The sequence below is a fragment of the Paenibacillus sp. SRL342 genome, from assembly GCF_984798905.1.
Window position 1 is genome coordinate 4,151,859 of sequence record NZ_OZ481790.1, and the last position, 13,972, is coordinate 4,165,830.

Consider the following 13,972-nt stretch of genomic DNA (forward strand, 5'->3'; position numbering starts at 1 on the left):
TACGTATAATGCCGGACGGATCCGAAGCTTAGATGATCTTAACGGGAGATGATGTGGATCGGGTGACCCATAACCAATTCCGCAGCTTCCATCACGATTTCGCCCAAAGTTGGGTGAGCGTGAATTGTGAGAGCCAGATCTTCCAAAGTAGCGCCCATCTCAATTGCCAAACCAAGCTCAGCAATCAGATTGGAAGCTTCCAGACCAACGATTTGGCAACCCAATACAAGGCCGCTTTCTTCGTCAGCTACGATTTTCACGAAGCCTTCAGCGTGGTTCAAAGATACAGCACGGCCGTTACCCGCATAAGGGAACTTGCCAGCTTTTACTTTGTAACCTTTTTCTTTAGCTTCTTTTTCAGTGTAACCTACGCTGGAACACTCTGGATCTGTGAACACAACAGCTGGCATACATTTGTAGTCAACTACAGATGGTTGTCCTGCGATTGCTTCAGCAGCCACTTTACCTTCATAAGAAGCTTTGTGCGCCAGAGCCAAGCCAGATACGATATCACCGATTGCGAAGATGTGAGGAATGCTTGTGCGACCTTGGTGGTCAACTTTGACAAATCCACGCTCGTCAACGTCAACACCAATCATGTCGAGACCAAGTTCTCCATCCGTGTTTGGACGACGTCCAACAGTCACCAGCAAGTAATCTGCAGTAACTTCTTTGGATTCACCATTTACGGAATATTTAACAGTTACGTCTTTGTCCGTTTGCTCAGCACTTTCTGCTTTTGCACCCGTAACGATTTCGATACCTGTTTTCTTCATGTTTTTAGCCACAAGGCTAGTCATGTCTTTATCGAAACCTGGCAGTACTGTATCCAAACCTTCGATGATTGTTACTTTTGAACCGAATTTGGAGTACATTTGACCAAGCTCAGCACCGATATATCCGCCACCGATAACGATCATGCTTTTTGGTACTTCAGGCAAGTTCAGAGCTTCTGTCGAAGACAGAATGCGTCCGCCAAACGGGAAAGGTTTCAGTTCGATTGGACGGGAACCTGTTGCAATAATTGCATTTTTAAATTTGTAACGTGGAGACTCGTGGTCATTAAATACACGAGCTTCGTTTTCGTTAATGAACATGCACTCACCGTTGAAAACTTCAACTTTGTTGCCTTTGAGCAAACCAGCTACGCCGCCAGTCATTTTCTTAACAACGCCGTTTTTGAACTCTTGAGTTTTGCTGAAGTCCACTTTTACGTTCTCAGCAGAGATACCAAAAGCTTCACCGTGAAGTGCAGACTCATATTGGTGTGCAGCAGAGATCAGGGCTTTGGATGGAATACATCCACGGTTCAAACAAACACCGCCCAGTTCGGATTTGTCTACGATCAATACGCTTTGGCCCAGTTGAGCAGCGCGGATGGCAGTTACATAGCCGCCAGGACCCGCACCAATTACTAATGTGTCGATATTGAGAGAAGCGTCGCCTACTACCATATCTTACACCTCCATAACAAGCAGCTCAGGGTTAGCGAGCAGCTGTTTAATGTAATTCATAAAGTTTTGTGCTGTTGCGCCATCGATGATACGGTGGTCAAAGCTCAGGGAAAGAGCCATTACAGGTGCTGCAACTACTTCGCCGTTCTTGATCACTGCTTTTTCGCTGATGCGTCCTGTTCCGAGAATAGCAACTTCAGGGAAGTTGATGATTGGAGTGAAGAACATACCGCCAGCAGAACCGATGTTACTGATGGAGATTGTGCTTCCTCTCATTTCATTCGCACTCAATTTGCCCTCACGACCACGAGCAGCCAGATCACGGATAGAATCAGCAATCATCCAGATGGATTTACGATCAGCATCTTTGATAACAGGAACGATCAAACCGTTGTCTGTATCTGTAGCGATACCGATGTTGTAGTATTTTTTGTAAACAATTTCGTTAGCTTCTTCATCAATCATAGCGTTCAGAGCCGGGAATTGGCGGGAAGCCGCAACCAGTGCTTTAACGATGAATGGCAGATAAGTAACTTTTGTTCCTTTTTTCTCTGCAATTGGTTTCATGCGAGTACGGAAAGCAACCAATTCAGTTACGTCCACTTCGTCCATGATTGTAACGTGAGGTGCTGTGTAAGCCGATTTAACCATTGCATTAGAGATTGCTTTACGGATACCTTTGAATGGTACGCGCTCTTCTTCAAGGTATTGATCAGCTGCAGCCGCTGCTGGTGCTGCGGATTTTTTCTCTTCTTGAGCCGGAGCTTCGGAAGATGCCGCTGCGGAAGAACCGCCACCGTTTTTGAAGGATTCAACATCTTCTTTGGTTACTTTACCGTTGTTGCCAGTGCCGTTAACCTGAGCGATGTCTACACCTTGTTCGCGAGCAAATTTACGCACGCTTGGTGTTGCCAGAACGTCTTTGGCAGGTACTGCCGGAACGCTGTTGTTGCCGCCTTCTTTAGCTGCATCCGAGCTGGAAGCTGCTGCAGAAGAACCACTTGTATCAGCTCCGCCTTGAGCTGCATCTTTCTCTTGCTCGCCTTGATCGCCAGCAGGAGCGTCGTCTTGCTCAGGAAGTTCGCCTTCTGCATCGATGATCGCTACAACTTCACCAACGTGGCAGACTTGACCGTCTTTAGCGAATACTTCTGTAACTGTTCCGTTAACCGGACAAGGTACTTCTACAACCGCTTTGTCGTTCTGTACTTCCATGATGATGTCGTCGTCAGTTACTTTGTCACCGACTTTGATGTGCATCTTGATGATTTCGCCTTCGTGCAGGCCTTCGCCCAATTCAGGGAATTTATATTCAAATTTAGCCAACTGAAAAACCTCCTTGATTATGTGCTCAATCCTGAAAACAACCCTTAACTCCAAGAAACAACTGTTACTGCTAATGCAAATAACTGTTACTCAAGGGGCTAATGGCTGTTTACAGTGCAGCTTGCGCTGCGGTGTGAATCACCATACTGCGCCTTGCGGCATGTCAGATGATTAAATTAGAAATTTACGACTTTGTTAACCGCAGCAACGATACGTGCCGGGTTAGGCAGCCATGTATCTTCGATTTGTGCAAATGGATATACAGTGTCCGGACCAGCTACACGCAGAACCGGTGCTTCCAAGTGCAGGATTGCTTTTTCATTGATTTGGGCAATGACTTCAGCTGCAACACCTGCGCTCTTTTGAGCTTCCTGTACAACAATTGCACGGTTTGTTTTCTTAACGGAAGCAACGATAGTATCGATGTCGATCGGGCTAACCGTACGAAGGTCGATAACTTCAACTTTGATTCCTTGTTTTTCGAGTTCATCTGCTGCTTTCACAGAAGTGTGAACCATCATACCGTAAGTAATGATCGTTACATCAGAACCTTCACGAACAACGTTCGCTTTACCCAACTCAACAACGTAATCTTCTTCAGGCACTTCTGCACGGAAAGCATGGTACAAGTTCAAGTGCTCCATGAAGAATACAGGATCGTTATCGCGAATAGAAGCGATCATCAGTCCTTTTGCATCGTAAGGGTTGGAAGGAACAACGACTTTGATACCTGGCGTTTGCGTGAGCAGACCTTCCAGGGAATCTGTATGCAATTCTGCCGCTTTTACGCCGCCACCGAATGGTGTACGGAATACGATTGGAGAATTGTATTTTCCACCGGAGCGGAAACGCATACGAGCAGCTTGCACTACCATTTGGTCAAGGGCTTCGAAGATAAAACCAACGAATTGGATCTCAGCAACCGGACGGAAGCCTTGTACACCCAGACCTACAGCCAGACCACCAATAGCGGACTCAGCCAGTGGAGTATCAAATACACGCTCTTCGCCAAACTCTTTTTGCAGACCTTCCGTTACACGGAAAACGCCGCCTACATTACCTACGTCTTCACCGAAAAGCAGAACGTTAGGATCACGTTTCAACTCCACGCGAAGCGCATCACGGATTGCTTCTTTCATGTTCATTTGTGCCATTTGCTTCATTTCCTCCTTAAACATTGACAGTTCACATTTGAATTCGTACATGTATACCGGGACATTAAAGTCGCGGATGTTTATGCTTTATCGGAAAAAACTTATTGGAAATCAGCTTTTTGCTCTTCCAAGTGCTTAGGCGTTTGTTCGAACATGCTGTCGATCAAGCCTGAAATCGTCATTTTCTCGGTTTTTTCCGCTTTTTTGATCTCTTCATTTACTTTAGCTTTAGCTTCTTCTTTCACACGTGCTGTATCTTCTTCAGTCCAAAGACCTTTTTTCTCCAGATATTTAGCGAAACGTGCGATAGGATCTTTAGCAGACCATTCTGCCTCTTCTTCTTTTGTACGATACTTGGAAGCATCATCCGAAAGGGAGTGAGGACGGAAACGGTATGTTACTGCTTCGATCAATGTTGCGCCTTCTCCGTTACGTCCACGCTCAGCAGCTTCCTGAACAGCTTTGATAACAGCGAAGATGTCCATACCGTCAACTTTAACACCTTTGATACCTGCTGCTACCGCTTTGTGAGCGATGGACAGAGCTGCTGTTTGTTTAGCAAAAGGAGTTGTGATGGCATAACCATTGTTTTGTACAAAGAAGATAACAGGCAGTTTGTATACACCAGCGTAGTTCAGACCTTCATAGAAGTCACCTTCAGAAGAACCGCCATCACCTGTGTACGTGATAACAACTTGTTTTTGTTTCTTCAATTTGTAACCCATAGCGATACCCATTGCATGCAGAATTTGTGCACCAATGATGATTTGTGGCATCAATACATTAACGCCATCTGGAATTTGTCCACCATGTTGGTGTCCACGGGAGTACAAGAATGCTTGATAAAGAGGAAGTCCATGCCATACGAGTTGCGGAATGTCACGATAGCCAGGACATACAAAGTCTTCTTTTTCAATTGCAAATTCACTACCAACCATTGTAGCTTCTTGACCAGATACTGGAGCATAGAAACCAAGACGACCTTGACGGCCCAGGTTTACTGCACGGTCATCCCAAGTACGGGTAAATACCATGCGGTACATAATTTCTTTTAATTGATCATCGGAAAGTGTAGGCATCATGTCTTTGTTAACAATTTCGCCGTCAGGAGACAGCACGGACAGAGCTTCTACATCCTCTGTATACACTTCATAAGGAACCTTGCTCATTTTTTTCTTCACCTCAACAAAAAATTTGAATATCAAGTTCCGCTGTTATAATATTATTATACACCTGTTTCACTCCATACGTCAAAGAAATCCGTAATTTTTTTATGTTTCCTGCCGGATTGTATGTATAACAGGGGCTTAATATTGGTATAACAGCATAATACATGATTGCGTGTTTGACCTAACCCCGCACAAGGGTAATCTTACCGTATTGCGCGGTCGAATGCAAAAAATTAACCGAGAAAGGTGACGTTTTATGACGGATTCCCGCTATTTGAAACGCACGATTGTGAAGGAAGAGATTGAAAGTCGCTATCTCGGAGAGAAGCGAACGCTCCGTATTTACCTTCCCCCAGGCTATAACGAATTGCTTAGCTACCCTGTCGTTTATTGTCAGGATGGCGAAGAATTTTTTAATTTCGGACGAATTGCTACAACAGCTAACCAAATTATTCTGGACGAAGGAGCCGAACCTTTCATTATTGTAGGGGTTCAGGTCGATGTGTCTGTGAGAACGCAGGAATATGCTCCATTTGGAGATCGGTTCAAGGCATATACTGCTTGCTTCGCTGAAGAGATTATTCCCTATATAGAAGAGAAATATCCTGTACGCCGTTCTCCGCAGGAACGCATTCTTGCCGGAGATTCGCTCGGTGGCAGTGTTTCGCTTCATCTTGCTCTGTTATATCCGGATCTGTTCACACGTGTGATCAGCATGTCTGGCGCCTTCTACTCTGCTTCACAGGAAATCTATGCCGCAGCTGAAGATCTGTCCTGGCTCTCGATCTGGATGATCGTTGGTTTGCAGGAGACTGATTTTGAGGCAGACACGGGTACGTATAATTTTGTTCAATTAAACCGGGATACTCGAGAATTGCTGGAAAAACGTGGTGCCCTCGTCTCCTACCAGGAGAAAGACGGAAAACACCAATGGGGTTTTTGGCAGAAGGAATTGCCCGAAGCATTACTTTATTTTCTCCAGGAAAGATAAAAGGACCACTTTAACAGGCGGCTGAAATGCCGCTATTGTTTTTCATTTTAATGATACCGCTTACAATTGTAATCTGAAAAAGAAGCAGGATATCCTGCTTGCTTTAAGCGCTCTAATCCTGCTTCTTTGTCGAATTACAAATTGAGCATGAATTTCGTTTACTTTTTAGGCTAAGGAATGTTCCGCTTCAATCTTACTCAACAGAACATCGCAGCCTGCGTTAACCAGCTCGTACACCTCTTCAAAATTGCCTGTGTAATATGGGTCAGGTACTTCTCTGAGTTTTTCCTCGGGAAGCATGTCCATGAACTTGATGATGTCCGACTCAGCTCCACCTGGAACGTTGCGCACATTATCTGCATTCGAATTATCCATACATACAATGTAATCAAATTGAGTAAAATCTTCGCTGGCGAATTGTCTCGCTGCCATATTGGCATAGGAAATCTGGTACGAATCCAGCAAATTTCGAGTCCCTTCATGCGGAGGTTTACCAACATGCCAGTCCCCTGTACCCGCAGAGTCCACACGAATCTGGTGTTCAAGCCCCTTCTCCACGACTTTGTGACGCAGAACGGCTTCAGCCATTGGTGATCTACATATATTGCCCAGACATACAAACAAAACATTAATCATATTAATCCCCCTTGCTTAGCGTACCTTGAAGTACCGACGATGTTGGCTGTGTCACAATGCTCTCCGGCTGAGGACTGACGTTCCCGGTCTCAGACGGCACCAACGAACGACGTGGCAGTTTCCATTTATAATGTACAGAACACATCCGGAAAAACACAACGGCCGCGAAACAAAGCAACAATCCGGCATTTGTTGTTAACCAACCCATACCTATAACAAAACCGGCTGTCATTGCCCATACAGCATAGATTTCGTCACGCAATACAAGCGGTTTACGTCCTGCAAGCACATCACGAATCACGCCCCCACCAATACCGGTCATTACTGCTGCAACGATAACTGCGCTAATAGGATGTCCCATGTTCGCCGCGTAGAGAGCCCCTTGAATTGCAAATGCTGCGAGTCCGATTGCATCAAACAGCGCCTCTGTTCGCTTCCAGTGACTAATCCACTTGAGAGGTAATATAAACGCAATCGCTACTGATACTAGGGCTAACATAATAAGTGATCCCTGACTCCACAGTGTCGTTACAGGTATACCTATAAGTACATTCCGGATAATCCCGCCTCCGAATGCCGTGACAAGTCCAAGCACTAGTACACCCAGAATGTCATACTCCTCTTCCATAGCCACGAAGGCACCGGACATTGCAAATGCGATAGTGCCTATAATGCTGAATACTTCAAAAATGTGTAAGTCCAACCTGTTCAAACCTCACTTTTCAAGTCATCTCCATGTCGCTCTACCCATTGTATCCGCGAGCACTGAAATTGTGCAACCACATTTTGTGGATTATACTGGTTTGGTGAATATATTTGTACAGGTTCCAACATTATATTTGAACAATGACCTATTTTGCTCTGAATTAGGAAGGATGAAATAAAATGACGGTGAAACGAGTGGTTATTTTTACAGGCGGAAACTTATCTGTAGAATTACTTCAGGAAATACGAGAAGATGATATGATCATCGCGGCCGATCGTGGTGCATTATTTTTAATTGAACACGGCATTCAGCCTCACATTGCAGTAGGAGACTTCGACTCCATTACTGAAGAGGAATGTATCATTGTAAGCAATAATAGCATTCGGTTCATTACATGTGACCCTGTTCATAAGGATCTTACTGATACAGAAATGGCTTTTGAGACAGCGCTAGATTATGAACCTTCTCACATCTTAATGTTAGGTGCTACAGGTACACGTATGGATCACACACTCGCCAATGTACATATTATGGTTCGCGCGATGCAGCATCATATCTCCTGTGCCATTCAGGACAAGCACAATTACATGACACTGACCACATCCAAAGCTGTGGTTGAGCACCGTGACTATAAATATGTTTCTCTGCTCCCCTTGACTCATGAAGTTGCAGGAATAACTCTGGATGGTTTTATGTATCCGCTAGATCAAGCCACCATTCGCATGGGACAATCCTTGGGTGTAAGCAACAAGCTATTAGGCTCCTCCGGTACAGTCACTATTGATAGTGGCTTATTACTGATTATTCAGAGCAAAGATTGAATCTATTTGTATGCTTCATAATTATTTATTACGTTTTTGTAACCAGTGATTCAATGAAGAAAATAGGTTCACACATAACAAAGACCCTTGATATTCAATGGGTCTTTGTTGTTTCATCTTAATTCTTCATCCGTCAATGATTAATTTTTTGACATTTTTAATCATATTTTAATAAACATACCCAAACCATTGTGGCGCAAGGGATTACACTCCTCTATCCAATTTCTAGGCTGTTACAAAGCTGTTATACTCGCTCTAGCAACTTAACGAAAACGAATTTTGGAGGTACTAACTAACATGAAAACAAACATCTTTGTCCAAAAGGCCGTAACCGTCGGGTTGTGCGCTACACTAGGTTTTGGAGCTGTACTAATGACTAACGCACCTGTTGCACAGGCAGCAACTGCTTCTGTATCCAAAGGTCAACAAATTGTTAACTATGGCAAAAAATTCACTGGAACTCCATATAAATTTGGTGCTTCAACTTCAACAACCAAGGTTTTTGACTGTTCTTCTTTTATGAAATATATTTTCAAAAAGTATGGTGTAGATTTGCCGCGCACTTCCGTGAAACAATCCAAAGAAGGTAAAGCTGTGTCTAAAGCTAATCTGCGTGTCGGAGATCTGGTATTCTTCTCCAGTGGTAGCCGTTCTACCGGCTCCAATGTCACTCACGTAGGCGTTTATGCGGGAAATGGTAAGATTCTGCATACGTACGGATCTCCAGGCGTAACCCTTTCTGATCTGAACTCCGGTACTTGGAAGAGAACGTATGTTAAAGCTCGTCGTGTACTTTAGAATCACATTATAGCTAATCAGTAAGGACCGGAGGTTACTATCCGGTCTTTTATTTTTACCCTCTTTTTGCCACACTCTAAACTGGTGTTTCATGGAACTAACTTCGTAATCTAATTTTTATCATGCAGCATATAACCGATCCCACGCACAGTATGAATCAGTTTCACACTTCTTCCCTTATCTACCTTAACCCTCAAATGTTTGATATACACATCCACAACGTTGGTATCCATCGCATACTCATATCCCCATACTTCCCGCAAAATATCACTCCGGGTACATGCTTCATTCACATGCAGAGCCAAATATTCCAGCAATTCGTATTCTTTTGGCGTTAATGTCAGGTATTCACCCGCACGATTTACCCGTCTTGAACGCAAATTGACTTTAAGATCATGAACTACAATTACTTCCTCACCCTCTGGTGTTGCATTCGCAAAAACACGCAATAAATTTCGTATTCTGGCAAGCATCACGGTCAAGTGGATAGGTTCCTCCATCACGTCATTAGCTCCGTAATCCAGCCATTCCACGATGAACTGAGGAGATGCATTAGAAGTGATAACGAGTAGAGGTATAACATGACCTTTATCTATCCACTGTTTTAACTCTAATTTCTGATCCTGGCCACAATGTTCATTCCCCTCTTCCTCGTCTACCAGGATGATCAGGTTAATATGCAGCAACGAAGGCTCGACGGATTGGTTTAGTTCGGACCACTCCATTCGTTGCACCTCATACCCTTCGCTACATAAAACATCCTGAATAAGGCTGACCTGCTCTCCTGCTCCAATCAGCAAAATGGCTGTTTTCACTCTTTTTCACCCGGCCTGTCTCTATCCCCACTGCTCGCAGCAATGGTTGGTACAGATAGCATGCCGTAAAATGAAAAAGTCCATTCCCTTAAGGGAACAGACTTTGCTTCTTTCTTGCTTTAACCAAAGTAGCGATGGACGAGCGTACGCGCTTCAGCTGTGTCTTTTGTTCCGTGTACGAGGACACGTCCATCTTGGAAAATAACCATTCTATGGACTCCTGTTGTAAAAGAAACCAGAAACGGATTGGATTCCACTTTTCCTTCTTGAAGTCTATCCAGACGTTCCGCTGTATGTTGAAGATCCAGATTCATGCGCCTTGCAGGTCGGATCTGAACGGTATCCCTGCCACACAACACATCTGTTTTCTCCAGATTGGACGCAGAAAGATATGGATACGTTGCCGAAGTACCGCAGGAAGGACAGTCTTGCTTTTTCGCACCATCCACATTGATGGATATGTATTCGTTCCTCCACACGTCAAATGACAATAACTTACGTCTCAATGCATTTGCATTGCCACTAAGTAACTTCATCGCTTCTGCGGTCTGATTCGCCGTTACCATCTGTACGGCTTGAGGTATGATGCCAGACGTATCACAGGTATCTCCACCCAGAGGGACTTCACCCAGCAAACAATTTAAACATGGCGTATCTCCGGGCATAAACGTATAGGTAATACCATAACTACCTACGCATCCACCATAAATCCAGGGAATACCGTGCTTCTGTGCCATATCATTAATAAGTAGTCGGGTATCAAAGTTATCCGTTGCATCCATGATCAAGTCTGTATGCTGAACGAGTTCTTCCAACTCATCTACTCTGACGTCCAACACTTTCCCTTCCACATGAACCGTGGAATTAATGGCAGATAAACGTTTTTCCGCCGCCATTGCCTTCGGTATCCGCTCAAGCGCGTCCTGTTCTACATATAATTGCTGCCGCTGCAGGTTACTCCACTCCACATAATCACGATCCACAATCGTTAAGTGTCCGACTCCTGAACGAACTAACGTTTCTGCAATTCCTGTTCCAAGTGCGCCAGCGCCTACAATTAAAACTCTGCTGCCCTTTAATCTGGCCTGGCCTTCCTTACCAAGTGGCGCGTACCGTTCCTGTCTGGAATAACGATCGGCCTGCTCGAAAGATGTTACTTGATCTGTCATGTATGAACCATTCCTTCCACCGGACTACTGGCTGCTGCATAACGCTTTACGGGAATCATGCCTGCCTCATATGCCAATCTACCCGCTTCTACCCCCAATCGCATCGCTTTAGCCATGCTCACTGGATCCCCTGATCCGGATACGGCTGTATTTAACAATACGCCATCTGCACCAAGTTCCATCGCATAAGCAGCATCTTTTGGGGAGCGCAACCCTGCATCCACAATCACAGGTACAACGGCCTGCTCAATGATGATCTCAAGGTTATAGGGATTGATGATGCCTCTGCCAGCTCCGATGGGAGAAGCGCCAGGCATTACAGCATGTACGCCAAGCAATTGCAGCCTTTTGGCCAGAATGACATCATCCGAAATATAAGGCAATACCGTGAAGCCCTTTTCAAGCAAAATTTCGCAAGCATTGTACGTTTCAATCGGATCTGGGAGTAACGTCATTCCATCTCCTATGACTTCGACTTTTATCATATCACAAAGTCCTGAAGCCCGCGCAAGCTCGGCAATTCGCACCGCCTCTTCCGCAGTGGAAGCCCCAGCCGTATTCGGAAGAAGAGTGTATTTGTCCAGATCCAACGTATCCAGGAAATGCTTCTGGTTGCGTTCCTCCAGATTCAGACGACGAACAGCAAAGGTTAAAACTTCCGTTTCAGATGCTTCCACAGCCTGACTTTGCACTTCCAGATCCGAAAACTTGCCTGTTCCGAGCAACAATCTGGACTCAAACGTATATTTACCAATGTTCAACATCATCAACCGCCTCCTACAAAATGTACAATCTCAATTCGATCGCCTTCTCTTAATGTTGTTGACTCATGGTGTTCACGCGTTAAGATATGCCTGTTCAGCTCAACAACTACAGTCTTAACTTGCAGGTCAAAAGATTGGAGCAATTTATCCACACGATTCAATCTGTCTTCAATCTCCATCCGTTGACCATTAACGATGATATTCACTGCACCACTCCCTTTCTGTTCAATCGCTCAGGGCTCAGCGCCTCAATTCCGAGTTCTTCTGAGCTTTTGCCAGCGACCAACTCCGCGATAAGCCTGCCTGTTATCGCACTAAGCAAGATACCGTTGCGGTAATGCCCAAAGGCGGCGAACAGCCCGGGTATACTCTTGCAAGCACCTATATAAGGCAGCCCATCGGGTGTTGCCGGTCTTACGCCTGCCCACGCTCGTATAAATTGTGCTTCTTTCATCCCCGGCACCCAGTGGGTAGCCGCTGTTAGCAGCTTCTGAACACCCTGTACAGAAACGTTCAAATCCGCTCTTCCTGGCAGACTGGTTGCCCCGAGCCAAACTTCGCCATTGGCTTTGGGAACAATATAGATATCCTCTGCATACACCGTTCTGTCAGGTCTGTACCCTGCATGTTCTTCTGAGAACTGAACGGCGGCTATTTCACCTTTTACCGACCACACAGGCAAGCTCAGATTCACATGTCTCATCAACTCTTCACTCTGTAATCCAGCCGCTATAATGACATGTTTGCATCTCATCTCACCGATCGATGTGGTGATTCCCTGCACACCGTGTTCGTTTGCTTGCACACGTATATCCTGTATGTCCTCCATAACCCGTGCTCCCATTGCTTGAGCGGATTCGGCGTATGCCTTCGTTAGGTGGAGTGGGAGAATTTCACTCTCGTAAGGTCTGTAATAGGCTCCATACGTATCTCTGTTAAGCCATGATGCCTCCTGCTGCACAATGGAACGATCCCACCACACCTCATCAGCAGAAGTAGACAACGCAGACTTCCGATTGTCCTTATAACTACTTAATTCACTGTATGAACGAAAAGGAGTTAGGAATCCCTGGCGTTGCAGACCAGTCTCTACCTCACTGAGTGTAGCCATTAGCATCTGTTGCTCGGTAAGTAACTGTCTACTCTGCCTGGCAAGCTTAGCCATCAAAGGATGAGCAAAATCCTCACTGTCGGCCGCCAGCATTCCAGCTGCTGCGCAAGAAGTGCCTCCTGCAATCGCCGAACGCTCCAGCAACAGCACATCCTGTCCACGGGAAGCAAGTTCATATGCAATGGCACAACCAACAACCCCTCCGCCTACAATAATCGTTTCTGCATGAACCTTATCCGGTCTATCAGTAATGATCTTCTTCATCAGCTCATCTCCTTGATTAGCGGCTCAAACTTTCTGTACCAACGCCAACGATAGCCTGCCTTAACGATGCAGCCGCCTGATCCGGGGAATCGCTCGCCCAGACATTCGAGATCACAGCAACTCCCTGAGCGCCTGCAGAGCGAATAGCGTGAATGTTTCCCGGTTCGATGCCACCGATCGCCATGACAGGAATGGAGACACCGGAGCACACTTCAGCCAGAGCATATAATCCTCTTGGTTCAAGATCAGGCTTACTGTTGGTTGAGAAGACATGCCCGAAGAATAGGTAATCGGCTCCCCGTTCTTCAGCGATTTTTGCCTCATCGAGTGAATGAACAGATACACCCAGACGAAGTCGCTGCACATTGCTTATAACAGCAGGGTTGTAGTTACGTATCACATCTTGCCCCCAGTGTACACCGCCATAGATGTCATTCTGTGGTGGCAGTTCTGAGCCATTGATAACGATGCGACAAGATGGAACACCAACGTTACGCAGACTTTCAGCCCAACCGATCTTGTCTTGCAATGTGAGTTGTTTTTCTCGTATGTGAATATAGTCCACCAAAGGCCAAACGTCCTTTGCAGCTTTTACAAAAGATGCTTGATCCCCTGTACCCGTAGATACAACATGCAATTCAAATGATTCTTGAACATGTTCATGAGAAATTACCGTACTGTTCATCTCCTTCCAGACGTGAATGCTATGAAAACACAAAAAAGCCACTCCCGTAGGGGAGTGGCTGCGTATTATTATAGAACCAGATGACTGACTGATACATACAGTTCATTTC

15 protein-coding genes are annotated in these 13,972 nt (G+C 45.3%); 3 read left to right on the top strand and 12 right to left on the bottom strand.

What is annotated here, in order from left to right:
- Positions 1–38: 38 nt before the first annotated feature.
- From lpdA to pdhA, 4 genes are all read right to left on the bottom strand, one after another.
- Entirely contained in the window at positions 39–1,454 is a 1,416-nt protein-coding gene (lpdA, locus tag AC4E8D_RS18155) for a dihydrolipoyl dehydrogenase (protein ID WP_490205060.1), read from the bottom strand.
- 3 nt (positions 1,455–1,457) lie between these two features.
- Entirely contained in the window at positions 1,458–2,780 is a 1,323-nt protein-coding gene (locus tag AC4E8D_RS18160; RefSeq protein ID WP_091029377.1) for a dihydrolipoamide acetyltransferase family protein, read from the bottom strand.
- A 176-nt stretch (positions 2,781–2,956) separates the two neighbouring features.
- Positions 2,957–3,934, bottom strand: coding sequence for an alpha-ketoacid dehydrogenase subunit beta (locus AC4E8D_RS18165; protein WP_076210115.1), 978 nt, complete (start codon positions 3,932–3,934; stop codon positions 2,957–2,959).
- Between the two features lie 101 nt (positions 3,935–4,035).
- Positions 4,036–5,103 (bottom strand): pyruvate dehydrogenase (acetyl-transferring) E1 component subunit alpha, encoded by a 1,068-nt coding sequence (gene pdhA, locus AC4E8D_RS18170; protein ID WP_017688072.1) that lies wholly within the window; start codon positions 5,101–5,103, stop codon positions 4,036–4,038.
- 256 nt (positions 5,104–5,359) lie between these two features.
- On the opposite strand from pdhA, the gene AC4E8D_RS18175 reads away from it, so the two are divergent.
- Positions 5,360–6,094, top strand: coding sequence for an alpha/beta hydrolase (locus AC4E8D_RS18175; RefSeq protein WP_017688071.1), 735 nt, complete (start codon positions 5,360–5,362; stop codon positions 6,092–6,094).
- A 165-nt stretch (positions 6,095–6,259) separates the two neighbouring features.
- Here AC4E8D_RS18175 and AC4E8D_RS18180 read toward each other — a convergent pair whose 3' ends face one another.
- Both AC4E8D_RS18180 and AC4E8D_RS18185 read right to left on the bottom strand, forming a co-directional pair.
- Complete coding sequence (locus AC4E8D_RS18180; protein ID WP_221821639.1) at positions 6,260–6,730, bottom strand: low molecular weight protein-tyrosine-phosphatase; 471 nt, start codon at positions 6,728–6,730, stop codon at positions 6,260–6,262.
- Between the two features lies 1 nt (position 6,731).
- Positions 6,732–7,433 (bottom strand): trimeric intracellular cation channel family protein, encoded by a 702-nt coding sequence (locus tag AC4E8D_RS18185; RefSeq protein WP_076210112.1) that lies wholly within the window; start codon positions 7,431–7,433, stop codon positions 6,732–6,734.
- Positions 7,434–7,615: 182 nt separating this feature from the next.
- On the opposite strand from AC4E8D_RS18185, the gene AC4E8D_RS18190 reads away from it, so the two are divergent.
- Both AC4E8D_RS18190 and AC4E8D_RS18195 read left to right on the top strand, forming a co-directional pair.
- Positions 7,616–8,257 carry a thiamine diphosphokinase gene (locus AC4E8D_RS18190; RefSeq protein ID WP_221821641.1) on the top strand — a complete coding sequence of 214 codons (642 nt, stop codon included), beginning with the start codon at positions 7,616–7,618 and terminating at the stop codon, positions 8,255–8,257.
- Between the two features lie 297 nt (positions 8,258–8,554).
- The gene (locus AC4E8D_RS18195) at positions 8,555–9,055 is read left to right on the top strand and encodes a C40 family peptidase (RefSeq protein WP_221821642.1); all 501 of its coding nucleotides are present in this window, start codon (positions 8,555–8,557) and stop codon (positions 9,053–9,055) included.
- Between the two features lie 110 nt (positions 9,056–9,165).
- Here the strand turns inward: AC4E8D_RS18195 and AC4E8D_RS18200 are convergent, their stop codons facing one another.
- The 6 genes from AC4E8D_RS18200 to AC4E8D_RS18225 all read right to left on the bottom strand — a co-directional run bounded on the left by AC4E8D_RS18200 (position 9,166) and on the right by AC4E8D_RS18225 (position 13,863).
- Complete coding sequence (locus AC4E8D_RS18200; RefSeq protein ID WP_221821643.1) at positions 9,166–9,870, bottom strand: response regulator transcription factor; 705 nt, start codon at positions 9,868–9,870, stop codon at positions 9,166–9,168.
- A gap of 119 nt (positions 9,871–9,989) precedes the next feature.
- Positions 9,990–11,039, bottom strand: coding sequence for a ThiF family adenylyltransferase (locus tag AC4E8D_RS18205; RefSeq protein ID WP_339177123.1), 1,050 nt, complete (start codon positions 11,037–11,039; stop codon positions 9,990–9,992).
- Positions 11,036–11,803 carry a thiazole synthase gene (locus tag AC4E8D_RS18210; RefSeq protein ID WP_339185413.1) on the bottom strand — a complete coding sequence of 256 codons (768 nt, stop codon included), beginning with the start codon at positions 11,801–11,803 and terminating at the stop codon, positions 11,036–11,038. The genes AC4E8D_RS18205 and AC4E8D_RS18210 overlap by 4 nt, the downstream gene beginning before the upstream one ends.
- Before the next feature lie 2 nt (positions 11,804–11,805).
- Positions 11,806–12,009, bottom strand: coding sequence for a sulfur carrier protein ThiS (gene thiS / locus AC4E8D_RS18215; RefSeq protein ID WP_221821645.1), 204 nt, complete (start codon positions 12,007–12,009; stop codon positions 11,806–11,808).
- On the bottom strand, positions 12,006–13,178 hold the full coding sequence (gene thiO / locus AC4E8D_RS18220; RefSeq protein ID WP_221821646.1) for a glycine oxidase ThiO: 1,173 nt from the start codon (positions 13,176–13,178) through the stop codon (positions 12,006–12,008). The genes thiS and thiO overlap by 4 nt, the downstream gene beginning before the upstream one ends.
- 16 nt (positions 13,179–13,194) lie before the next feature.
- Positions 13,195–13,863, bottom strand: a complete 669-nt coding sequence (locus AC4E8D_RS18225; RefSeq protein ID WP_221821647.1) for a thiamine phosphate synthase — start codon at positions 13,861–13,863, stop codon at positions 13,195–13,197.
- Between the last annotated feature and the right edge of the window lie 109 nt (positions 13,864–13,972).